Genomic DNA, 21,546 nt, shown 5'->3' with positions numbered 1-21,546 from the left:
AAGCGCCCCGCCCCCCCCCCACCCCCCCCCCCCCCCCCCCCCCCCCCCCCCCCCCCCCCCCCCCCCCCCCCCCCCCCCCCCCCCCCGTTCTGGTGACGGACTGGAACGGCCCTTCTGCAGGGTCCCGGGGCTCGCGGAGCGTGTCCCGGGGGCAGAGGGGCCCTTCTGTCAGTGGAAGCTGTCGCCGCAGGCGCAGGAGCCCTGCGCGTTGGGGTTGTCGATCGTGAAGCCCTGCTTCTCGATGGTGTCGACGAAGTCGATCACCGCGCCGCCCAGGTACGGGCCGCTCATCCGGTCGACGATGACCTCGACGCCACCGAACTCGTAGGTCTGGTCGCCGTCGAGGAACCGCTCGTCGAAGAAGAGCTGGTAGCGCAGGCCGGAGCAGCCACCGGGCTGGACGGCGATGCGCAGGCGCAGGTCGTCGCGGCCCTCCTGGTCCAGCAGCGCCTTGACCTTGGCGGCCGCCGGGTCGCTGAGCAGCACGCCGGTGCTGCCGGTGGTCTCGGTGTCCTGCACCGTCATGTCGTTGTCCTCCCACATCCGAGGGGTCCGTTGCGGCACTCCCTGCCGCGGGTCAACACCGCCGTGGCGGGCCCTCTTCCCACTGTACGGCGCGCGGTCGCGACGGTCAGTCCCTCGCGCGGACGCACGTAGACTGCACGACCGTGAAGCTCCGCCTGCCCGGGCGCCGGGACCGCGCCTCCACCGCCCCGGAGACCGCCGCCGACGTGACCGAGACGCAGCTGGTCAAGTCCGGCGGCAAGGGCCGGCCCACGCCCAAGCGCACCGAGGCCCAGGGACGCCGTCCCGGCCCGCCGCCGCCGCCTCCCACCACCCGCAAGGAGGCCTACCGGCGGATGCGCGAGCAGCAGGCGCAGCGCCGGGTGCAGACCCGGGCCGGGATGGCCCGCGGCGACGACGCCTACCTGCCGGCGCGCGACCGCGGTCCGGTCCGCAAGCTGGTCCGGGACCTCGTCGACGCCCGCCGCAACGCCGGCAGCTACTTCCTGCCGGTCGCCGCGCTCGTCCTGGTGGGCTACTTCATCCCGAACCCGGCGGTGCAGAACTACACCGTCCTGCTCTGGTTCCTGTTCTTCCTGGTGATCATCGTCGACTCGGTGTTCCTGGGACGGCGGATCTCGCGGACGGTGCGCGAGCGCTTCCCCGACCAGCCGCACAAGATGCGGAGCCTGCGCTGGTACGGGATCAGCCGGGCCACGATGATCCGCCGGTGGCGCTTCCCCAAGCCCGAGGTCGCCCTCGGCGCCGAGGTCTGAGGCTCAGGGCACCGCGGCGCCCACCACGCGCCGCACCGCCTCGGCGACGGCGTCGGGCCGGTCCCAGGGCACGAAGGTCAGCGCGTCGTCCAGCCAGGTGACCCCGGTCGCCAGCAGCCGGGCCAGCCGCTCGGCGCCGCGCGTCGGGAAGACCCGGTCCCGGCGACCCCAGACGACGGCGGCGGGCACCCCGAGCCGGCCCAGCGCGGGGACGGCATCGAGCAGGGGCCGGGGCCGGATCGAGGCGACGAGGGCCGTCAGGTCGGCCCGCACGGCGGCGTCGGTGCGCGCCGGCCGCAGCAGGTCGGCGACCAGCGACCGGCCGAGGCCGCGGACGGTGAACAGGTTCAGCGGCCCGGGGTCGGCCAGGAGCCGGGGGACGGCGAGGACGCGCACGAACGCCGCCGGGACGCCCGGCACGCGGACCGCGCGCGGCAGCGGGCGCAGCAGCGGCGGCGGGAAGTGCTCGAACGCGTCGCAGCCGGCCAGCACCAGTCCCGCCACGCGCCCGGGTGCGGCCGCGGCGGCCAGCTGGGCGAGGGCTCCCCCGGTGTCGTTGCCGACCAGCACCGCGGAGCCGGCGCCCACCCCGTCGAGGACGTCGAGCAGCGCACCGGCGAGGTGCTCGGGCGTCAGCGCCGACCGGTCGGGCACCGCCCGGGGGTGGGCGCCCAGGGGCAGGTCGGGGACCACGACCCGGACGTCCGGCCCCAGCTGGTCGACCACGCCGTCCCACAGCCGGCCGTCCAGCAGCAGTCCGTGCACCGCGAGGACCACCGGTCCCCCGTCCGCCGCCGTCTGCCGCACCCGCACCGGCCCGACCCGGGTCGTCACCGTCGTCTCGTGCACCGCCGCCTCCTCCATCGGGGTCGTGTGTAGCAGTCGCTACACGTCAAGCAATGTAGCGTCTGCTACATGAGTGCGGCAAGGGAGACGGGACAGCGGGAGACCTACCTGGCCGGGGCCGTCGACCACGTCCTCCGCGAGGGGGTCGCCACCCTGTCGTTGCGGCCGCTGGCCGCGGCTCTCGGGACCAGTGACCGGATGCTCCTGTACTACTTCGGCACCCGGGAGAACCTCCTGTCCGCCGTCCTCGACGAGGTGGGCCGGCAGTTGCAGGCCGGCCTGGCCGCCGCGCTGCCCGGCGACGCCGTCCCGCCCGGCCGTCTGCTGCCGGTGCTGTGGACGTCGCTGCAGGACTCCGGCGCCGACGCCCACGTCCGGCTGTACCTGGAGGTGTCCGGACTGGCCGCCCGCGGACGGCAGCCCTTCGCCGACCTCGCGCGCCGGGTCGCCGAGGACTGGCTGGCCTGGGTCGGGCCGCGCCTGGACGTCGCCGACGCCGAGCGGGCGGCCGCCGCCGCGGGCCTGCTCGCGGCCCTCGACGGCGTGCTGCTGGTGCACGCCGTGGCCGGGCCCGAGCGGGCCGCCGCGGCCGCTGGCTGGCTGGCGGGGCGGCTGGCCGGGCCCTGAGCGGGTGACCGCGGCGGGCCGGGGCTAGCGTCGGGCCACGTGGAGTACCGACGCCTCGGCCGTTCCGGCCTGACCATCTCCGAGATCGCCTACGGCAACTGGCTCACCCACGGGGGCCAGGTCGAGGAGGACGCCGCGCAGGCCTGCGTGCGCGCCGCCCTCGACGCCGGCATCACCACCTTCGACACCGCCGACGTCTATGCCGGCACCCGCGCCGAGGCGGTGCTCGGCCGCGCCCTGGCCGGCCAGCGCCGCGAGGGCCTGGAGATCTTCACGAAGGTCTACTGGCCCACCGGCCCGGGCCCCAACGACCGCGGACTGGGCCGCAAGCACATCCAGGAGAGCTGCGAGGCCTCGCTGCGGCGGCTGCAGACCGACCACATCGACCTCTACCAGGCGCACCGCTACGACGAGACGGTGCCGCTGGAGGAGACGATGACCGCCTTCGCCGACCTGGTGCGCGCGGGCAAGGTCCTCTACATCGGGGTCTCGGAGTGGCGGGCCGAGGAGATCGCCGCCGGCGCGGCGCTCGCGCGTGACCTCGGCGTCCAGCTGATCAGCAACCAGCCGCAGTACTCGATGCTGTGGCGGGTCATCGAGGAGGAGGTCGTCCCGACCTCGCAGCGCGAGGGGATCTCGCAGATCGTGTGGTCCCCGCTCGCGCAGGGCGTGCTCACCGGCAAGTACCGCCCCGGCGAGCAGCCGCCCGCGGGCAGCCGCGCCACCGACCCGGAGGCCGGCCGGTTCATCCGGCAGTTCATGACCGACGACGTCCTCACCCGGGTGCAGGACCTGCGGTCGGTCGCCGACGACCTGGGGCTGTCGATGGCCCAGCTCGCCGTCGCCTGGGTGCTGCAGAACGAGAACGTCGCCGCGGCGATCATCGGCGCGACCCGCCCCGAGCAGGTGCACGACAACGTGAAGGCCGCCGGCGTCCGGCTCGAGGACGACGTCCTCGAGCGGATCGACGAGGTCCTCGGCGACGTCGTCGAGCGGGACCCCGCGAAGACCTCCCGAGGCTGATCCGGCCCGCCCCGGCCTGACCCTCGACGTCGAGTCGAGGGTCAGGCCGGGGCGAGGCCCATCGGGCCGTAGGCCTTCCGGTCGCCGTCGAACAGGCTCACCGTGGCCACCCCCCGGCCCAGCAGGTCACGCCAGTTCTCCCCCAGCCACGACTCCGCGTCGCCCTGGTTGTCCGAGCCGGGCACCTCGACGCCCAGCGCGGCGGGGTCGATGGTGGCGCCGTCGGCATCCTCGAGCCGCCAGGTCCAGGTCATGGCCCGAGGCTAGTGACGCCGGACCGTGTCCGCGGTGTGATCGACCGGTGGGTGTCGGGAGCGACCGGCAGGGGCATGGGAGGTCCGACGACCGCTGCCCACCGGAGGACCGATGACCGTGCCGTCCGCGGGGGGCGCCTCGCGCGCCACCCCTCCGCCCCCGACGACCGAGGACGCCTCGACCGGCCAGCTGATCAGCCAGCTGACCGAGCAGGTGTCGCGCCTGGTGCGCGACGAGGCCCGGCTGGCGCAGGCCGAGATGACCCAGAAGGCCAAGCGCCTGGGTGTGGGCGCCGGCCTGTTCGGCGGCGCGGGCCTGTTCGGCTTCCTGGGCCTGTGCGTGCTCGTCGCCACCGCCGTCCTCGCCCTCGACGTGGTCATGCCGGCCTGGCTCGCCGCGCTCGTCGTCGCCGTCGTGCTGTTCGCCGTCGCGGGCGTGCTGGCGCTGGTCGGCAAGAAGGACGTGCAGCAGGGCACCCCGCCGGTGCCCACCGAGGCCATCGCCAGCACCAAGGCCGACATCGCGACCGTCAAGGAGAGTGCGCGCCGATGAGCACCGCGTCCGGCAGCTCCCGTCCCGACGGGTCCGACTCCGCCGGTCCGGCCGATCCCGACGCCATCAAGGCCGAGATCGAGGCGACCCGCGAGCAGCTGGGCCGCACCGTCGACGAGCTCAGTGCCCGCCTCGACGTCCCCGCCCGCGCCAAGGAGGGCGCGGCCCGCGCCAAGGACACCGCCGTCGAGACCTACCGCGAGAGCCCGCCCGCCGTCATCGGCGCCGGTGCCGCGCTCGCCGGCCTGGTCGGCCTGGTCGCGTGGCGCCGCCGGCGCAGGCGCCGCCGTGCCTCGGCCGCCTCCACCGCGACCGGTGCCGCACTGGCGCAGGCGCGAGCAGAGGCCCGGCGGGCCCGCGCGCAGGCCACCCGGGAGGCCAAGCGGGCGCAGCGCGCCGTCGCCCGGGACGCCCGGCGCCGGGCGCTGGCGCAGAGCGCCGCGAAGAAGGCCGTCGCGCAGAAGGCCGTCGCCACGAAGGCCAAGGGCAAGGCGACGGGGAAGGCCACGGGCAAGGCCCTCGCCAAGAGCGGGGTCGCCAAGGGGAAGGTGCGCAGGTGAGCCAGAAGAGCGCGAAGCTGGTCTACCGCCCCGTGGGCCTGGGCGCCGGCCTCCTCGCCGGCGTCGTCTCCGGGGCGATCTTCAAGCAGGTCTGGAAGCGGGTCTCCGGCGAGGAGGACGCCCCCGACGCGCTGCAGAGCGAGTACCGCATGCGCGAGGTCGTGCTGGCCGCGGCCATCCAGGGCGCCATCTTCGCCGCAACCAAGGCCACGATCGACCGGCTCGGCGCGCGTGGCTTCACCAAGCTGACCGGCACCTGGCCGGGCGACTGACGGGACATCGACCGAGGACACGGGAGGACCGGGCATGGCCGGGACCAGGCAGCGCGACAGCGCCGTCGACCGCATCCGGCAGCGGGTGGAGGAGAAGGCGGCCCGCCGCGCGGCCGCCCGGGAGGCGGAGGAGCGGGCCGCCCGCGGTGAGGGACCGGCCGATCCCGGCAGGGTCCCGCCCGGCGGCCCCACCCACGCCGACCTGCCCGGCGTGCACGCCGAGACGCCGACGCAGATCCCGGCGCGCGGCTGGAAGCAGATCGTCAAGCGGGCGTGGGCCGAGCACAACGCCGACAACATGCCGATCATCGCCGGCGGCGTCGCGTTCTTCGCGTTCCTCGCGATCTTCCCCGCGCTGATCGCGACGATCTCCATCTACGGCCTGGTCGCCTCGCCGGAGACCGTCGCCCAGCAGGTCGAGGACCTGTCGGCCCAGCTCCCCGAGGACGCGGCGAGCCTCATCGGCACCCAGCTCACCGCGATCACCGAGAACAGCGGTGGCGCCCTGTCCCTGTCGCTGGCGGTCTCCGTGCTGGCCGCCCTGTGGTCGGCCTCGGGCGGCACCGGCAACGTGATCTCGGCGGTCAACATCGCCTACGACGAGGTCGAGACCCGCTCCTTCGTCAAGCGCAAGGCGATGGCCCTGGGGCTGACCCTCGGCGCGATCCTGTTCATCCTGATCACCTTCACGCTGGTCGCCGTGGTGCCGGCGCTGCTCGACGCGCTGCCACTGGGCGTCGTCGGCACGGTCCTGGCGCAGGTGGTGCGCTGGGTGCTGCTGCTCGGCGTCTTCGCCGGCTCGCTGGCGGTGCTCTACCGGGTGGCGCCCGACCGCGACGCCCCGCAGCTGAAGTGGGTCAGCCTGGGCGCGATCGTCGTGACGGTCATCTGGGCGCTGGTCAGCCTGGGCTTCAGCTTCTACGTCGACGCCTTCGGGTCCTACGACAAGACCTACGGCACCATCGCCGGCGTCATCGTCCTGATGCTGTGGCTGTACCTCACCTGCTACCTGGTGCTGTTCGGCGCGGAGATCAACTCCGAGGCCGAGCACCAGACGGCCGAGGACACCACCGAGGGCGAGCCGGTCCCGATGGGACAGCGCAACGCCACCATGGCCGACGAGCTGCCCGACCCGCCGGAGCCCACCAAGGAGTCCAAGCAGAAGGCCTGACGAAGGTCCGTCCGGGCCATCCTCCTAGCGGACGTGCGAGGGGACGAACGGCGGACGGACGACCTCGACCGGCTGCGGGCGGCCCCGGACGTCGACGGCGAGGGCGGCACCCTCGGTCGGCTCCGCTGCGGTGTCGAGCAGGGCGAGCGCGATCCCGGTGCGCAGGGTCGGCGAGAAGGTGCCGCTGGTGACCTCGCCGACCCGCGCTCCCCCGGCGTCGAGGACGGCCATGCCCGGCCGGGGGATGCCGCGCCCGGGAGCGCGCAGCCCCCACAGCAGGCGCGCGGCACCGGCCTCGCGCTCGGCCAGCAGGGTCTCGCGGCCCCAGAACGCCGGCTTGCGCCAGCCCACGGCCCAGCCGCTGCGGGCCTGGTTGGGGGTGATCGACCGCGACAGCTCGTGACCGTGCAGCGAGTAGCCCATCTCGGTGCGCAGCGTGTCCCGGGCGCCCAGGCCGCAGGCGCGGATGCCCTCGGCGGCCCCGGCCTCCAGCAACCGGTCCCACAGGTCGCCGGCCCGGTCGGCGGCGACGAGCAGCTCGTAGCCGTGCTCCCCGGTGTAGCCGGTGCGGCAGACGGCCACCTCCTCCCCTGCCCCGCCGGCGAAGGCCATGTAGGACAGGTCGGCGGCCAGCCCGGCGGCGCCGAGGACGGCGGCCGAGCGCGGCCCCTGGACGGCGAGGACGGCGACCTCCTCGTGCCGGTCGGTCACCGTCACCCCGGACGGCGCCGCGTCGGCCAGCCGGGAGAGCACCTCCTGCGCGTTCGCGGCGTTGGGCACCAGCAGCACGTCGTCGTCCGCGTGCAGGTAGACGATCAGGTCGTCGACCACGCCGCCGGCGTCGGGCTCCCCGTCGGGGACGCAGCAGAGCGTGTACTGCGCCCGGCCGGGGCCGATGCGGGACAGGTCGTTGGTCAGGCAGGCGTCGACGAGCGCCGCGGCGCCGGGCCCGCGGACCGTGCCGGTGCCCAGGTGGGAGACGTCGAACAGGCCCACCGCCTCCCGCACGGCGGCGTGCTCGGCGAGGACGCCACCACCCGCGTACTCGATGGGCATCGACCACCCGCCGAAGTCGGCGAGCTTGGCGCCGGCCGCGACGTGGCGGTCGTGCAGGGGGGAGGTCCGCGGGCTCACACCGGAACCGTAGCGACGCCGGCCCGCCGACTCCTTCGCCGTCCTCACGACCGCCGGATCGGCGCCCCCTAGGATCGAGCGGTGCCGCCGACGATCACCGCCACCGACCGCCCGCTCGAGAAGACCCCCGCCGACGCCGTCGTCGTGGGGATCGGCAAGGGCAGCTCCGGCCTGCTGCCCACGCCGGGTGCCGAGGCCGTCGACCGCCTGCTCGGCGGCCGGCTGCTGCCCGCCCTCGCCGACCTCGGTGCCCGCGGCGCCGAGGACGAGGTCACCCGGGTCGCCAGCCTCGGCCACGGCCCCTTCCCCGTCGTGGCGGCCGTCGGCCTCGGCGCCCCGCGGAACGGCGGCGGCTACCCGGCCGAGGCGGTGCGCCGGGCCGCCGGGGCGGCCAGCCGGGCGCTGGGCGGCCGCGGCTCGGTCGTCTCGCTGCTCGCCGCGGTCGGGGGCACGCCCGACGCAGAGCGGCTGCACGCCGTGGGCGAGGGCGCGCTGCTGGGCGCCTACGAGTTCACCGCCTACCGCTCCGACCTGCCCGCCGACCGGCCGGCGCCGCCGCGCGAGTTCACCGTCGTCGTCCCGGACGCCGGCGCGGCCAAGGCGCCGCTGGCCCGGGTGCGCGCGGTCGCCGACGCGGTCGCCCTCGTGCGCGACCTGGTCAACACCCCGCCCAACGACCTGTACCCGGCCGAGCTCGCCGCCCGCGGCGCGGCGGCCGGCAAGGCCGCGGGGCTGTCGGTGGAGGTGCTCGCCGAGGACGAGCTGGCCGCCGGCGGCTACGGCGGCGTCCTCGCCGTCGGCGGGGGCTCCGCGCGCGGCCCGCGACTGCTGCGGCTGCGGTACTCGGGCAAGCGGGCGCAGAAGAAGGTCGCTCTCGTCGGCAAGGGCATCACCTTCGACAGCGGCGGCCTGTCCATCAAGCCCGCCGCGAACATGCACCACATGACCAGCGACATGGCCGGCGCCGCCGCCGTGATCGCCACGGCTTGCCTGGTCGCCCGGCTCGGCCTGCCGGTCGAGCTGACCGCCACCGTGCCGATGGCGGAGAACCTGCCCAGCGGCACCGCCTACCGGCCGGCCGACGTGGTCACCTTCCGCAACGGCAAGAAGGCCGAGATCACCAACACCGACGCCGAGGGCCGTGTGATCCTGGCCGACGCCATCGCCCGGGCGGCCGAGGACTCCCCGGACGTGCTGCTCGAGACCTCCACGCTCACCGGCGCGCAGCTGGTCGCGCTCGGGGCCCGCACCGCCGGCGTCATGGGCAGCGACGACCTGCGCGACGCCGTCGTGGCCGCCAGCCGGCGCAGCGGCGAGCCGATGTGGGCCATGCCGATGCCCGAGGAGCTGCGCCGGGGCATCGACTCCCCCATCGCCGACTTCGTCAACGCCAACGCCGATCGGATGGGCGGCATGCTCGTCGGGGCGCACTTCCTCGCCGAGTTCGTGCCCACCGGGCTGCCCTGGGCGCACATCGACATCGCCGGCCCGAGCTACAACACCGGCGCCCCGTGGGGCTACACGCCCAAGGGCGGCACCGGCGTCCCGGTCCGCACGCTGCTGGCCACGATCGAGGACCTGCTCGCCGGCTGACCACCACCCGGGCGGGGCGCCGGCGTCGTGCCCGCGACGCGCGCCCCGCCGCTGGTCGGCGCCCTGAGCCGCCCCTCCGCCGGAGTGGCAGGATGGGCGCGGACCATCCCCCCGCCCGAACGGGCGGGGCAGGCCGAGATCAACGAGGAGCACGTCGTGAGCGCACCCACCACCCCTGCCGACCTGGTCATCCTCGGCGGTGGCTCGGGTGGCTACGCCGCCGCGCTGCGGGCGGCGGAGCTGGGCCTGTCGGTCGTCCTGGTCGAGAAGGACAAGGTGGGCGGCACCTGCCTGCACCGGGGCTGCATCCCCACCAAGGCGCTGCTGCACAGCGGTGAGATCGCCGACCAGGCCCGCGAGGGCGAGCAGTTCGGCGTCAAGACCTCGCTGGCCGGCATCGACATGGACGGCGTCAACGCCTACAAGGACGGCGTCATCGCGCGGCTGTACAAGGGCCTGCAGGGCCTGATCAAGAGCCGCGGCATCACGTACGTCGAGGGCGAGGGCCGGCTGGTCTCCCCCACCGCCGTGTCGGTCAACGGGCAGACCTACGAGGGCCGGCACGTCCTGCTGGCCACCGGGTCCTACTCGCGCAGCATCCCCGGCGTCGAGCTCGACGGCGTCCGCGTCATCGACAGCGAGCAGGCGCTCGGGCTCGACCGCGTCCCGACGTCGGCGATCATCCTCGGCGGCGGCGTCATCGGCTGCGAGTTCGCCAGTGCGTGGAAGTCCTTCGGCGTCGACGTCACGATCATCGAGGGCCTCAAGCACCTCGTCCCGCTGGAGGACGAGAGCTCCTCCAAGCTGCTGGAGCGGGCCTTCCGCCGCCGGAAGATCAACTTCGAGCTCGGCAACCTGGTGTCGGAGGTCGCGCACACCGAGAACGGCGTCAAGGTCAGCCTGCAGAACGGCAAGGAGTTCGAGGCCGAGATCGTCCTCGTCGCCGTCGGCCGCGGCCCGGTCAGCCAGGGCCTGGGCTACGAGGAGGCCGGCGTCGCGATGGACCGCGGCTACGTGCTGGTCGACGAGTACTGCCAGACCAACGTCCCGACCATCTCCGCCGTCGGCGACCTCATCCCCACCCTGCAGCTGGCCCACGTCGGCTTCGGCGAGGGCATCCTCGTCGCCGAGCGCCTCGCCGGCCTGCCGGTCGTCCCGATCGACTACGCCGGCGTCCCGCGGGTGACCTACTCCGAGCCGGAGGTGGCCTCGGTCGGCCTCACCGAGGCCCAGGCCCGCGAGAAGTACGGCGACGTCGAGACCCTCACCTACGACCTCGGGGGCAACGGCCGCAGCCAGATCCTCAAGACCCAGGGCGCGGTCAAGCTGATCCGGCAGAAGGACGGCCCGGTGGTCGGCGTGCACATGGTGGGCAGCCGCGTCGGCGAGCTGGTCGCCGAGGCGCAGCTGATCTTCAACTGGGAGGCCCTGCCCGACGAGGTGGCCGCCCTGATCCACCCGCACCCGACGCAGAGCGAGGCCATCGGCGAGGCCCACCTCGCGCTGGCCGGCAAGCCGCTGCACGCCCACAGCTGACGCCGCTCCCCGCGTCGCCGGCCGCCGTCTCCCCCACCCTCGCCACCACGAAGGAGCCCTCTCCCGATGCCGACCTCCGTCACCATGCCCGCCCTAGGCGAGAGCGTCACCGAGGGCACGGTCACCCGCTGGCTCAAGCAGGAGGGTGAGCAGGTCGAGGTCGACGAGCCGCTCCTCGAGGTGTCCACCGACAAGGTCGACACCGAGATCCCCTCGCCCGCGGCGGGTGTGCTCACCCGGATCCTGGTGGCGGAGGACGAGACCGTCGAGGTCGGCGCCGAGCTGGCGGTCATCGGTGGCGAGGACGACGGCGATGCCGGTGGCGGCCCGGCCTCCGCGGAGGACGCCGACACCACGCCGCAGACCCCGACCGAGCAGGTCGAGGACGCCGGTCCCGGCCCGTCGGAGGAGAGCCGGCCGGCTCCGGAGCCCGCCACGGCACCGGCCGGCCAGGCCTCCTCGGGCGAGGCCTCCTCGGGCGAGGCCTCCTCGGACGGGGCCGCCTCGGGTGACGGCCAGGGCACCCCGGTGACCATGCCGGCGCTGGGCGAGAGCGTCACCGAGGGCACCGTGACGCGCTGGCTGAAGTCCGTCGGTGACGAGGTCACCGCTGACGAGCCGCTGTTGGAGGTGTCCACCGACAAGGTCGACACCGAGATCCCGGCGCCGGTGTCGGGCACCCTGCTGTCCATCGCGGTCAACGAGGACGAGACCGTCGAGGTCGGTGCCCAGCTCGCGGTGATCGGCAGCGGCGCCGCCGGCGGGGCACCCGCGCCGTCCGCTCCCGCGCCCGAGCCCGCCGCGCAGCAGACGCCGGTGCAGCAGCCGCCGGCCCCCCGCCAGGAGCCGCCCGCCGCCGCTCCTCCCGGTCCGCCGCCGTCGGTCCCCGCCGGTGCCGACTACGGCTCCGGCGCCGCGGAGACGGTCGCCGAGCAGCAGGCCACCCCGCCGACCCAGTCCCGCCCGGCCCCGTCCGGCGGGCAGGCCCCGGCCGCTCCCGCCCCGACCGCGGCACCGGCACCCGCCGACGGCGGCGGCACCTACGTGACCCCGCTCGTCCGCCGCCTGGCCGCCGAACACGGTGTGGACCTCTCCACGCTCACGGGCACCGGCGTCGGCGGGCGGATCCGCAAGCAGGACGTCCTCGCCGCCGCCGAGTCGGCCGGCGCGGAGTCGGCCGCGCCGGCAGAGGCCCCGGCCGCGCCGAGCGCTCCGGCCGCCGCCGGCCGTCCGGCCGCGCCGTCGCCGGCGGCCCAGCCGGACCCGTCGCTGCGCGGCCGCACCGAGAAGATGTCGCGCCTGCGCGGGGTCATCGCGCGCCGCATGGTCGAGTCGCTGGCCATCAGCGCGCAGCTGACCACCGTCGTCGAGGTCGACGTCACCCGTATCGCCCGGCTGCGCGACCGGGCCAAGCGGGACTTCCAGGCCCGTGAGGGCGTCAAGCTGTCGTTCCTGCCGTTCTTCGCCAAGGCGGCCGTCGAGGCGCTCAAGGTCCACCCGGCCGTGAACTCCTCGGTCGACCTCGAGGCCGGGACGGTCACCTACCACGACGCGGAGAACCTCGGGATCGCCGTCGACACCGAGCGCGGCCTGCTGGTGCCGGTCATCCACGGCGCCGGCGACCTCAGCCTGGGCGGCATCGCGCGCAAGATCGCCGACCTGGCCGAGCGGACCCGGATCAACAAGGTCACCCCGGACGAGCTGGGCGGGGGCACCTTCACGCTGACCAACACCGGCAGCCGTGGCGCCCTGTTCGACACGCCGATCATCAACCAGCCGCAGGTGGCCATCCTGGGCACCGGCTCGGTGGTCAAGCGTCCGGTGGTCGTCCAGGACCCCGACCTCGGCGAGGTCATCGCGGTCCGCTCGATGGTGTACCTGGCGCTCACCTACGACCACCGCATCGTCGACGGTGCCGACGCCGCCCGGTTCCTCGGGACGGTCAAGGAGCGTCTCGAGGCCGGCCAGTTCGAGGGTGAGCTCGGCCTCTCCTGACGTCCCCCGGCCGGGTCCCGGCACGAGTGCCGGGACCCGGCCACCACCATGCCGAGGGGGACGAGGAGAGTCGTGAAGATCGCGGTCACCGGGGCCTCCGGGCTCATCGGTCAGGCACTGGTCCCGGCGCTGCGCGCCGACGGGCACGAGGTCATCCGCCTGGTCCGTCGCACCCCCCGCACCGCCGACGAGCACCGCTGGGACCCGCAGCACCGGCGCGTCGACCCCGTGCTGCTGCGCGACGTCGACGCCGTGGTCAACCTGGCCGGCACGCCGATCCGCCCGCGCCCGTTCACCGCCGGCTACAAGCGCGACCTGGTCGCCAGCCGGATCGACAGCACGACCACCGTCAGCGAGGCGCTGGCCGCCGCCGTCGCCGCGGAGCCGTCCCGGCCGCGGGTGCTGCTGTCGGCGTCGGCGGTCGGCTACTACGGCGACACCGGCGACCGTGTCGTCGAGGAGGACGCCGAGCCGGGGCAGGACTTCCTCGCCCGCCTGTGCGTGCAGTGGGAGGAGGCCACCCGCCCCGCCGCCGACGCCGGCGTCCGCGTGGTCACCCTGCGCACGGGTCTGGTGATCGGCCGCGGCGCGATGCTGGTGCGCATCCTCGGCACGGTGTTCCGCCTCGGGCTGGGTGGCCGCATGGGATCGGGCCGGCAGTTCTGGCCGTGGATCGGCCTGGCCGACGAGATCGGCGCCATCCTGTTCCTGCTGACCGCCGGTGACGTCAGCGGTCCGGTGAACCTGACCGGCCCGGAGCCGGTGCCCAACCGCGAGTTCGTCCGCGACCTCGCCGCCGCCGTCTCCCGTCCGGCCGTCCTCCCCGTGCCGGCGATCGCCCTGCAGCTGGCCCTCGGCGAGTTCGGGCGCTCCAGCGTGCTCGCCGGGCAGCGGGCCGTCCCGGCCAGGCTGCAGGCCTCCGGCTACCGGTTCCGTCACGCGACGCTGCCGTCCGCGCTGCGCGAGGCCCTCGGGCGCGGCTGACCGGTCACGACAGCCGGCCGGCCGAGCCGATGCGCCACCCGCCGGGACCGGGGACCAGGACCATCTCGACGCGGACCGGCGCCCGGCCCGGCTCGGTCCGCAGCACCGGGCCGTCCGGGTCCTCCGCGGACACGACGGCGCACTCCGCCCAGCTGTCAAGTAATTCCACCCGCACGGGACCGCCGGTCGTGGCCTCGCCGGTGAGCGTCACCTGCGTGACGGTCGGCCGGAACCCGCTCAGCACCTCCCCTGCCGACGTCAGCGCCGCCAGGTACGCGCGGTCTGTGGCGAGCAGCGGGCTGTCGGCGGTGTAGACCTCCTCCAGCAGGGCTGCATCTCCCGTGCCGAACGCCTCGGCGCGCCGCTGGTACAGCGTGGTGAGGACGGCGGTCCAGTCCGTCTCCTCGGCGGCCGGCGGCGCAGCCGGGCCCGGCGGCGAGGCCGCCCCACCCGGCGGCGCAGCCGGGCCCGGCGGCGAGGCCGCCCCACCCGGCGGAGCAGCCGGCGGCACGGGGGACGGCGACGGCGACGGCGACGGCGACGGCGACGGCGACGGCGACGGCGACGGCGACGGCGACGGCGACGGACCGTCGGCGGTGGTCGCGGCCGCCTCGCTCACCGGAGCCGGCCCGGCCGCCGGTCCCGACCGCGACCAGGCCAGGCCTCCCCAGATCGCCACGACGACCAGGACGGCCGTGCCGGCACCGGCCGCGGCGCGGCGCAGCGCCGCCCGACCCGGCCATCGGAGGCGGCGAGCGGCGGGCCGGACCTCCCGGGGAGTGGGCCTGCGGTGCCGGCCGGGGACCTGGTGGGTCAGCTCGGTCCGCGGTCCTCGGCCGGTGCGGCCGAGGTCGGCGTCGGGAACGCCGGCACGGGGCAGCCGGACGGGCTCGGGACGGCAGGCGTGGCGCAGGTCGAGGGCGAACGCCGCGGCCGAGCCGCGGGCGTGGGGATCGGCCGACAGGCCCCGGGCGACCACCTCGAGCAGCGCCGGGGGCGCGTCGGGCGCGAGGGTGGCGAGATCGGGCAGGTCGCCGGCGGCCGCGACGGCGAGGGTGTCCGCCGGCGTGGCCGCGTTCCAGGGCGCCACCCCGGTCAGTGCGTGGAAAGCGGCGGCGGCCACGCCGAAGACGTCGGACGCCGGACCCGGCGCACCGCCGCGCGCCACCGCGGGATCGACGTAGGCGGGGGTGACCTCACCGGCCGCCTCCTCCCCCAGGACGCGCGCCACGCCCAGGTCGGTGAGCACGGGCCGCCCCTCGGCGGTGAACACGACGTTGCCCGGCGAGAGGTCGCCGTGGACGACGCCCTCCTCGTGCGCCCGGGCGAGCGCCGCCGCGACCGGGGCCAGCGTGGTCACCACCTCGCCGGGGCGCAGTCGCCCGCGCCGGGCCAGCAGGGACGCGAGGCTGCCGCCCTCGAGCAGGTCGAGGACGAGCGCCACCCGGGGTGGGCCGCCGCGCCGCGGCTGGTGGACCACCTCGTGCAACCGGACCAGGTGCGGGTGGTCCAGCGCACCGAGGAGGGCAGCCTCGCGCGCCTGCCGCTCGGCGTCCCCGGCCACGAGGACCTTGACCGCCACCGGCGGGCCGCCGTCGCGGGGACGGGCACGCCACACCTCACCGGAACCGCCCCTCCCGAGCAGCCGGTCGAGCCGGTAGCCGGGCACCACCGGGGGCGCGACCGGGGCCGCGGGACCGGCGTCGGTCTCCGCATCGGGGTCGGGACGGTCGGCGTCGGGATCGCGCAGCGTGGACACGGCCGGGGACGGTAGGCCGATCCACCCCCGGCCCGCTCCGGCTGTCCACAGGCGCCGGATCCGTCCACAGCCACCCGACCCGGACGGGTGCGCAGCGTCGGCTGCACCTAGGTTCGGGCCATGCCACCGCCGTCCCGCGCCGAGGTCGTCGTCGTCGGCGCGGGCCTGGCCGGGCTGTCCGTGGCCACCCGGCTGGCCGCCGCCGGCTGCGACGTCCACGTGCTCGAGGCCGCCGGGCACGTCGGCGGACGGCTGGCCACCGAGCGGGTCGACGGGTTCGTCGTCGACCGCGGGTTCCAGGTGTTCAACACCGGCTACCCCCGCGCCGCCGACCTCGACCTGGACGCGCTCGGCCTGGGCTACTTCGCGCCCGGTGCCGTCGTCCGGGCCGGCGGCCGTGCGCACCGGGTGGTCGACCCGCGCCGGGTACCCACCGCGCTGCCGGACACGCTGCGCGCACCCGTCGGGTCGCTGCCGGAGAAGATGGCCATCGCGGCGTTCTCCGCGCGGGCGGGCTACTGGCCGGTCCCCCGCCTGCTCACCGCCCGCGAGACGACGGCCGCCGAGCACCTCCGGCAGGCCGGCGTGGGGACGACGGCGATCGAGCGCTTCTTCGGCCCGTTCCTCGCCGGCGTGCTGCTCGAGGACCGGCTGGAGACCTCGAGCCGCTACCTCGACCTGCTCTGGCGCAGCTTCGCCCGCGGCGCGACCGGCCTGCCGGCGCAGGGCATCCAGGCGATCGGCGAGCAGCTCGCCGCCCGGGTCGGGGCGGGGCGGGTGCACACCGGCGTGCGGGTCACCGCGGTCACCGGCACGGAGGTCAGCACCGACGGTGGCCGCACCCGCGCCGACGCCGTCGTCGTGGCCACCGACCCCGACACCGCCGCCGGCCTGGTCCCGGCCGTGGAGGCCGCGGCCCCGCGGCAGGTGACCACCCACTACCACGTGCTGCCGGCCTCGCCCTGGACCGAGCCGCTGATCGTCCTCGGCACGCCGGGCGGGCGGCTGGTCAACAGCGTGGTCCTCAGCGACGCCCAGCCCGCCTACTCCCCCGACGGTCGCGCCCTGGTCGCCAGCAACTCGCTGGCGACCACCCGGGAGACCGACGTCCGCGACGAGGTCGCCCGGCTGCACGACGTCGCCGCGAGCGACCTGGCACACCTGACGACCGTCACGGTGACCGGGGCGCAGCCGGCCGCCCTGCCCCCGCTGCGGCACCGCCGTCCGGTCGACCTCGGCGGCGGCCTGTACGTGTGCGGCGACCACCGCGACACCCCGTCCATCCAGGGCGCCATGGCCAGCGGCCGGCGCACCGCCGCGGCCGTGCTCCGCGCGCTGCGGCCCGCCACCGCGACCGGAGCCGCCTGATGCCCGCCGCCGCCCCGACGATCCTGGCCACCAGCATCGGCTTCGACTCCCGCGGGAGGGGCCCCTACGACTGGGCGCCCGGCCCGGTGTTCGACCTCGCCGTCGAGCTGGCGGGCGCGCCGCAGCACCCGCGGCTGTGCTACCTGGGCACCGCGACCGGCGACGACCCGGCCCGGCTGGCGGCGGTCTACGGCGCGTTCGCCGGCAGTGCGGTGCGGCTGAGCCACCTGAGCCTGTTCCCGATGCCCACGGTCGCCGACGTGCGGGCGCACCTGCTCGCCCAGGACGTCGTCTGGGTCGGCGGCGGGAGCGTAGCCAACCTGCTCGCGGTGTGGCGGGTGCACGGTCTGGGCGACGTGCTCGCCGAGTGCTGGCGGGCCGGCGTCGTGCTCGGCGGGGTGTCGGCCGGGTCGCTGTGCTGGCACGTCGGCGGCACCACCGACTCCTACGGCCCGGACCTGCGGCCGGTCACGAACGGCCTGGGGCTGATCCCCACGTCCAACGGGGTCCACTACGACTCCGAGGAGCAGCGCCGCCCGCTCTACCACCGGCTGGTGGCCGACGGGACGCTGCCGGCCGGGCACGCCACCGACGACGGCGTCGGCCTGGTCTACCGCGGCACCGAGCTGGTCGAGGCGGTCGCCGACCGGCCCGGCGGGAGCGCCTACCGGGTCGAGCGCGGCCCCGACGGCACCGCCGTCGAGACCCGCCTCGAGCCCCGCAGGCTCCGGTGATCGGCCTCCCTGCAGGGGCCCGTCGCGAGCGTGCGAGCCCCGCAGGCTCCGCTGAGCCGGGCATAGGCTGGAGATCGTGACCGAGTTGCGCGTCGTCCGGACAGGCACCGTCCCCTACGAGGAGGCCTGGGCGCGGCAGCGCGAGATCCACGCCGCGCGGGTCGCCGGCGAGGGGCCCGACACGCTGCTGCTCCTCGAGCACCCGTCGGTCTACACGGCCGGTCGCCGCACCGAGCCGCACGAGCGCCCGTTCGACGGCACGCCGGTGATCGACGTCGACCGCGGCGGCAAGATCACCTGGCACGGCCCCGGCCAGCTCGTCGGCTACCCGATCGTGGCGCTGCCCGACCCGGTCGACGTCGTCGCCCACGTGCGGCGGCTGGAGGACGCGCTCATGGAGGTCTGCGCCGGCGTCGGCGTACGCACGCAGCAGGTCGAGGGGCGCAGCGGCGTGTGGGTGGCCGCGGACGCACCCGGGACCGGCAACCGGCCCGAGCGCAAGATCGCCGCGATCGGGGTGCGGGTGGCGCGCGGGGTGACCATGCACGGCTTCGCGCTCAACTGCGATCCCGACATGTCGGCGTTCAGCAACATGGTCCCGTGCGGCATCGCCGACGCCGGCGTGACCTCGCTGAGCGCCGAGCTGGGCCGCGACGTCCCGGTCGCGGAGGTCATCGACGCGGTCGAGGCCGCGGTGCGCCGGGTCCTCACCCTCGCTCCCGCCGTGTGACCCGGGCGGGCGGCACCCAACCGCCCGCCCGGCACCGGTCAGCCGACGACGAAGTTGACCAGCCGCCCCGGGACGGCGACCACCCGCCGCACCGTCTTCCCGGTCAGCTGCGCGGTCACCTTCTCGTCCGCCCGCGCCGCCTCCTCCAGGGCCGCCGCGTCGGCGTCGGCGGGCACGGTCACCTGCGCCCGCACCTTGCCGTTGACCTGGACGGCGACCTGCACGGTGTCCTCGGCGAGCCACTGCTCGTCGGCGACCGGGAACGGCGCCCACGCCACCGAGTCGGAGTGGCCCAGCCGTGCCCACAGCTCCTCGGCCAGGTGCGGCGCCAGCGGCGCGACCAGCAGCACCAGCGGCTCGGCCACCGCCCGCGGCACCGGGGAGTCCGCGCCGTAGGCGGCGGTCAGCGCGTTGGTCAGCTCGGCGATGCGGGCGATGGCCACGTTGAACCGCAGCGTCGCCATGCCGTCGCGCACGCCGGCGATGGCCCGGTGCAGCGCGCGCAGCACGTCGTCGGACGGGGCGGCGTCGTCGGCTGCGCGGACCGCACCGGTCTCCTCGTCGACGACGACCCGCCAGATCCGCTGCAGCAGCCGCTGCGAGCCGATGACGGCCTTGGTGTCCCACGGCCGCGACTGCTCCAGGGGGCCGGTCGACATCTCGTAGACCCGGAACGTGTCGGCGCCGTAGGCCCCGATCATCTCGTCGGGCGTCACCATGTTCTTCAGGCTCTTGCCGATCTTCCCGTACTCACGGTTGACCGGCCTGCCCTCGTACAGGAACTGCCCGTCCTGCTCCACCACCTCGGCGGCGGGCACGTAGAAGCCGCGCTCGTCGGTGTAGGCGTAGGCGGAGATGTACCCCTGGTTGACCAGCCGCCGGAACGGCTCCTCGCTGGAGACGTAACCCAGGTCGTGCAGCACCTTGTGCCAGAAGCGCGCGTACAGCAGGTGCAGCACCGCGTGCTCCATCCCGCCGACGTAGAGGTCCACCCCGCCGACGTCGCCGGGCGAGCGCGGGCCCAGCCAGTAGCGCTCCAGCTTCGGGTCGACCATCTGGGTGTCGTCGGAGGGGTCCAGGTAGCGCAGGTAGTACCAGCACGACCCGGCCCAGTTGGGCATCGTGTTGGTCTCGCGACGGTAGGTCTTCAGCCCGTCGCCCAGGTCCAGCTCCACGGTGGTCCACTCGGTGACCCGCGACAGCGGCGGCTCGGGCTGGGACTCGGCGTCGTCGTCGGCGAAGGTCTTGGGCGAGTAGTCGTCGACCTCGGGCAGCAGCACCGGCAGCATGGACTCGGGCACCGCCCGCGGCAGGCCGTCCTCGTCGTAGACGATCGGGAACGGCTCGCCCCAGTAGCGCTGCCGGCTGAACAGCCAGTCGCGCAGCTTGTAGGTGGTCGTCGCCTCGCCGTACCCGTGCGCGACCAGCCACTCGACGATCGCGGCCTTGGCCGCGTCGACGTCCAGGCCGTCCAGGGACAGGTCCGCGTTCGACGAGTTGATCGCGGGGCCGGGGCCGGTCCAGGCGCCGCCGTCGAAGTCGGCCGGCGGCTGCACCGTCCGCACGATCGGCAGGCCGAACACCTCGGCGAACTCCCAGTCGCGGACGTCCTGCCCCGGCACCGCCATGATCGCGCCGGTGCCGTACCCGGTCAGCACGTAGTCGGCGATGAAGACCGGCAGCTCCCGGCCGTCCACCGGGTTGACGGCGCTGACGCCCAGCCAGACGCCGGTCTTCTCCCGGCTCTCGTTCTGCCGGTCCAGCTCCGAGCGGCGCGAGGCCTGCCGCTGGTACTCCCGCACCGCCTCGGCCGGGGTCGCGGCGCCCGCGGTCCAGCGCGGGTCGGTGCCGTCGGGCCACGCGTCCGCGGTCAGCGTCTCGACCAGCGGGTGCTCGGGCGCCAGCACCATGTAGGTCGCGCCGAACAGCGTGTCGGGGCGGGTGGTGAAGACCTCGACGGACTCCTCGCCCACGGGGAACCGGATCCGCGCGCCGGTCGAGCGGCCGATCCAGTTGCGCTGCATCTGCTTGACCGAGTCCGACCAGTCCAGCCGGTCCAGGTCGGCCAGCAGCCGCTCGGCGTAGGCGGTGATCCGCATCATCCACTGGGTCAGCGGGCGCCGGAACACCGGGAAGTTGCCCCGCTCGGAGCGGCCGTCGGGGGTGACCTCCTCGTTGGACAGCACCGTGCCCAGGCCCGGGCACCAGTTGACCGGCGCCTCGTGGCGGTAGGCCAGCCGGTGGGCGTCGACGACGCGGCGCTTGTCGGCGTCGGCCAGCTCGGCCCACGGCAGCCCCGGGGGGTTGGTGCCCGGCGCGGGCTCGCGGGTGCCGGCGTCCAGCTCGGCCACCAGCTCCTCGACGGGACGGGCGCGGCCGGCCTCCTCGTCGAACCAGGCGCCGAAGATCTTCAGGAAGATCCACTGGGTCCACCGGTAGTAGCCCGGGTCGATGGTGGCGAAGGTGCGGCGCTCGTCGTGGTCGACCCCCAGGCGGCGCAGCTGCGCCCGGATGGCGGCGATGTTGGCCTCGGTGGTGATCCGCGGGTGCTGACCGGTCTGCACGGCGTACTGCTCGGCCGGCAGACCGAAGGCGTCGTAGCCCATCGGGTGCAGCACGTTGTCGCCGTCCATGCGCCGGAACCGGCTGGTCACGTCGGTGCCCAGGTAGCCCAGCGGGTGCCCGACGTGCAGGCCCGCACCCGAGGGGTACGGGAACATGTCCATGAGGAACGCCTTGGGCCGGCCGGCGACCCGGTCGAAGCCCTCGGACAGCCGGCCCGTCGGGTTGGGCGTGTGGAAGGTGCCCTCGGCCGCCCACCGGTCCTGCCACGCCAGCTCGATCCGCTGGGCCAGCGCCGGCGTGTAGCGGTGCGGCGGCACCCCTTCCTCGGCAGGCTCGGTGGTGGGCTGGCTCGCCGTCTGGCTCATCGCGGTGCTCCCGGGGTCATCCGTCGGCGGACATGAAAAAACCCCTCACACAGGAGGGGTCGCCGTGCTGACAGGTCGATCAGGTCAGCACGGCCGGAGAAGCAGGCGTCCGCCGGTCACACCCCCAGCCTAGCGCGCGGCGCCGTCTCACCCGGAGGGGTCGGACCCGGTGCGTCCCGGTGCACCCGGCCGCCGCG

Annotated in this window: 20 protein-coding genes; 14 read left to right on the top strand and 6 right to left on the bottom strand. The window is 75.4% G+C overall.

All coding sequences use genetic code 11. The features are described 5' to 3' along the window. Nucleotides 1-168 precede the first annotated feature (168 nt). Entirely contained in the window at nt 169-525 is a 357-nt protein-coding gene (locus ACI79O_RS21535; protein WP_456875500.1) for a HesB/IscA family protein, read from the bottom strand. A gap of 143 nt (nt 526-668) precedes the next feature. On the opposite strand from ACI79O_RS21535, the gene ACI79O_RS21530 reads away from it, so the two are divergent. Then, the gene (locus ACI79O_RS21530; protein WP_456875499.1) at nt 669-1,280 is read left to right on the top strand and encodes a DUF3043 domain-containing protein; all 612 of its coding nucleotides are present in this window, start codon (nt 669-671) and stop codon (nt 1,278-1,280) included. 3 nt (nt 1,281-1,283) lie between these two features. Here ACI79O_RS21530 and ACI79O_RS21525 read toward each other — a convergent pair whose 3' ends face one another. Next, nucleotides 1,284-2,129 carry an alpha/beta fold hydrolase gene (locus ACI79O_RS21525; RefSeq protein ID WP_456915169.1) on the bottom strand — a complete coding sequence of 282 codons (846 nt, stop codon included), beginning with the start codon at nt 2,127-2,129 and terminating at the stop codon, nt 1,284-1,286. 66 nt (nt 2,130-2,195) lie between these two features. Between ACI79O_RS21525 and ACI79O_RS21520 the strand changes: the two genes are divergently transcribed. Beyond that, entirely contained in the window at nt 2,196-2,753 is a 558-nt protein-coding gene (locus ACI79O_RS21520; RefSeq protein ID WP_456892385.1) for a TetR/AcrR family transcriptional regulator, read from the top strand. 39 nt (nt 2,754-2,792) lie between these two features. Further along, nucleotides 2,793-3,776 carry an aldo/keto reductase family protein gene (locus ACI79O_RS21515; RefSeq protein ID WP_456892383.1) on the top strand — a complete coding sequence of 328 codons (984 nt, stop codon included), beginning with the start codon at nt 2,793-2,795 and terminating at the stop codon, nt 3,774-3,776. 41 nt (nt 3,777-3,817) lie between these two features. Here the strand turns inward: ACI79O_RS21515 and ACI79O_RS21510 are convergent, their stop codons facing one another. Next, complete coding sequence (locus ACI79O_RS21510; RefSeq protein WP_456892871.1) at nt 3,818-4,030, bottom strand: hypothetical protein; 213 nt, start codon at nt 4,028-4,030, stop codon at nt 3,818-3,820. Between the two features lie 112 nt (nt 4,031-4,142). Between ACI79O_RS21510 and ACI79O_RS21505 the strand changes: the two genes are divergently transcribed. Genes ACI79O_RS21505 through ACI79O_RS21490 form a run of 4 tightly spaced genes read left to right on the top strand, consistent with a single transcriptional unit; the run spans nt 4,143 to nt 6,586 of the window. Beyond that, nucleotides 4,143-4,583 carry a phage holin family protein gene (locus ACI79O_RS21505; RefSeq protein ID WP_456875494.1) on the top strand — a complete coding sequence of 147 codons (441 nt, stop codon included), beginning with the start codon at nt 4,143-4,145 and terminating at the stop codon, nt 4,581-4,583. Beyond that, the gene (locus tag ACI79O_RS21500) at nt 4,580-5,143 is read left to right on the top strand and encodes a DUF3618 domain-containing protein (protein ID WP_456892869.1); all 564 of its coding nucleotides are present in this window, start codon (nt 4,580-4,582) and stop codon (nt 5,141-5,143) included. The genes ACI79O_RS21505 and ACI79O_RS21500 overlap by 4 nt, the downstream gene beginning before the upstream one ends. Next, a complete protein-coding gene (locus ACI79O_RS21495) occupies nt 5,140-5,415 on the top strand; it encodes a DUF4235 domain-containing protein (RefSeq protein WP_456875492.1) in 276 nt (91 codons plus the stop codon). Before ACI79O_RS21500 ends, ACI79O_RS21495 begins: the two co-directional genes overlap by 4 nt. A 34-nt stretch (nt 5,416-5,449) precedes the next feature. Further along, the gene (locus ACI79O_RS21490) at nt 5,450-6,586 is read left to right on the top strand and encodes a YihY/virulence factor BrkB family protein (protein ID WP_456915168.1); all 1,137 of its coding nucleotides are present in this window, start codon (nt 5,450-5,452) and stop codon (nt 6,584-6,586) included. A gap of 24 nt (nt 6,587-6,610) precedes the next feature. On the opposite strand, the gene gcvT is transcribed toward ACI79O_RS21490, so the two are convergent. Continuing rightward, on the bottom strand, nt 6,611-7,720 hold the full coding sequence (gcvT, locus tag ACI79O_RS21485; RefSeq protein WP_456915167.1) for a glycine cleavage system aminomethyltransferase GcvT: 1,110 nt from the start codon (nt 7,718-7,720) through the stop codon (nt 6,611-6,613). An 81-nt stretch (nt 7,721-7,801) separates the two neighbouring features. Here gcvT and ACI79O_RS21480 point away from each other — a divergent pair, with 81 nt between their 5' ends. The 4 genes from ACI79O_RS21480 to ACI79O_RS21465 all read left to right on the top strand — a co-directional run bounded on the left by ACI79O_RS21480 (nt 7,802) and on the right by ACI79O_RS21465 (nt 13,828). Next, nucleotides 7,802-9,313, top strand: a complete 1,512-nt coding sequence (locus tag ACI79O_RS21480; RefSeq protein ID WP_456915166.1) for a leucyl aminopeptidase — start codon at nt 7,802-7,804, stop codon at nt 9,311-9,313. A 156-nt stretch (nt 9,314-9,469) separates the two neighbouring features. Then, nucleotides 9,470-10,849: a dihydrolipoyl dehydrogenase gene (lpdA, locus tag ACI79O_RS21475; protein ID WP_456915165.1), complete on the top strand. Its 1,380-nt coding sequence runs from the start codon at nt 9,470-9,472 to the stop codon at nt 10,847-10,849. Between the two features lie 66 nt (nt 10,850-10,915). Next, on the top strand, nt 10,916-12,844 hold the full coding sequence (sucB, locus tag ACI79O_RS21470; RefSeq protein ID WP_456915164.1) for a 2-oxoglutarate dehydrogenase, E2 component, dihydrolipoamide succinyltransferase: 1,929 nt from the start codon (nt 10,916-10,918) through the stop codon (nt 12,842-12,844). A 72-nt stretch (nt 12,845-12,916) separates the two neighbouring features. After that, complete coding sequence (locus tag ACI79O_RS21465; RefSeq protein ID WP_456915163.1) at nt 12,917-13,828, top strand: TIGR01777 family oxidoreductase; 912 nt, start codon at nt 12,917-12,919, stop codon at nt 13,826-13,828. 4 nt (nt 13,829-13,832) lie between these two features. On the opposite strand, the gene ACI79O_RS21460 is transcribed toward ACI79O_RS21465, so the two are convergent. Beyond that, entirely contained in the window at nt 13,833-15,587 is a 1,755-nt protein-coding gene (locus tag ACI79O_RS21460; RefSeq protein ID WP_456915162.1) for a serine/threonine-protein kinase, read from the bottom strand. Between the two features lie 120 nt (nt 15,588-15,707). Here ACI79O_RS21460 and ACI79O_RS21455 point away from each other — a divergent pair, with 120 nt between their 5' ends. The 3 genes from ACI79O_RS21455 (at nt 15,708) to lipB (ending at nt 18,419) form a co-directional block, all read left to right on the top strand. After that, on the top strand, nt 15,708-16,955 hold the full coding sequence (locus ACI79O_RS21455; RefSeq protein ID WP_456892854.1) for an NAD(P)/FAD-dependent oxidoreductase: 1,248 nt from the start codon (nt 15,708-15,710) through the stop codon (nt 16,953-16,955). Next, the gene (locus tag ACI79O_RS21450) at nt 16,955-17,689 is read left to right on the top strand and encodes a Type 1 glutamine amidotransferase-like domain-containing protein (RefSeq protein WP_456915161.1); all 735 of its coding nucleotides are present in this window, start codon (nt 16,955-16,957) and stop codon (nt 17,687-17,689) included. Before ACI79O_RS21455 ends, ACI79O_RS21450 begins: the two co-directional genes overlap by 1 nt. 76 nt (nt 17,690-17,765) lie before the next feature. Further along, nucleotides 17,766-18,419 (top strand): lipoyl(octanoyl) transferase LipB, encoded by a 654-nt coding sequence (gene lipB, locus ACI79O_RS21445; RefSeq protein WP_456915160.1) that lies wholly within the window; start codon nt 17,766-17,768, stop codon nt 18,417-18,419. Between the two features lie 38 nt (nt 18,420-18,457). Here lipB and leuS read toward each other — a convergent pair whose 3' ends face one another. Beyond that, entirely contained in the window at nt 18,458-21,349 is a 2,892-nt protein-coding gene (gene leuS / locus ACI79O_RS21440; protein WP_456915159.1) for a leucine--tRNA ligase, read from the bottom strand. Nucleotides 21,350-21,546: the final 197 nt, after the last annotated feature.

The sequence above is a fragment of the Geodermatophilus sp. SYSU D00696 genome (genome assembly GCF_054050235.1).
The sequence above is the reverse complement of the archived record's forward strand: the minus strand, read 5'-3'. Positions and strand labels throughout refer to the sequence as shown.

Excerpts from the sequence above, each read along its gene's own strand:
- ACI79O_RS21535 (WP_456875500.1), bottom strand. The coding sequence starts at position 525 with ATGACGGTGCAGGACACCGAGACCACCGGCAGCACCGGCGTGCTGCTC.
- ACI79O_RS21520 (WP_456892385.1), top strand. The coding sequence starts at position 2,196 with ATGAGTGCGGCAAGGGAGACGGGACAGCGGGAGACCTACCTGGCCGGG.
- ACI79O_RS21510 (WP_456892871.1), bottom strand. The coding sequence starts at position 4,030 with ATGACCTGGACCTGGCGGCTCGAGGATGCCGACGGCGCCACCATCGAC.
- ACI79O_RS21505 (WP_456875494.1), top strand. The coding sequence starts at position 4,143 with ATGACCGTGCCGTCCGCGGGGGGCGCCTCGCGCGCCACCCCTCCGCCC.
- ACI79O_RS21500 (WP_456892869.1), top strand. The coding sequence starts at position 4,580 with ATGAGCACCGCGTCCGGCAGCTCCCGTCCCGACGGGTCCGACTCCGCC.
- ACI79O_RS21490 (WP_456915168.1), top strand. The coding sequence starts at position 5,450 with ATGGCCGGGACCAGGCAGCGCGACAGCGCCGTCGACCGCATCCGGCAG.
- sucB (WP_456915164.1), top strand. The coding sequence starts at position 10,916 with ATGCCGACCTCCGTCACCATGCCCGCCCTAGGCGAGAGCGTCACCGAG.
- ACI79O_RS21455 (WP_456892854.1), top strand. The coding sequence starts at position 15,708 with ATGCCACCGCCGTCCCGCGCCGAGGTCGTCGTCGTCGGCGCGGGCCTG.
- ACI79O_RS21450 (WP_456915161.1), top strand. The coding sequence starts at position 16,955 with ATGCCCGCCGCCGCCCCGACGATCCTGGCCACCAGCATCGGCTTCGAC.
- leuS (WP_456915159.1), bottom strand. The coding sequence starts at position 21,349 with ATGAGCCAGACGGCGAGCCAGCCCACCACCGAGCCTGCCGAGGAAGGG.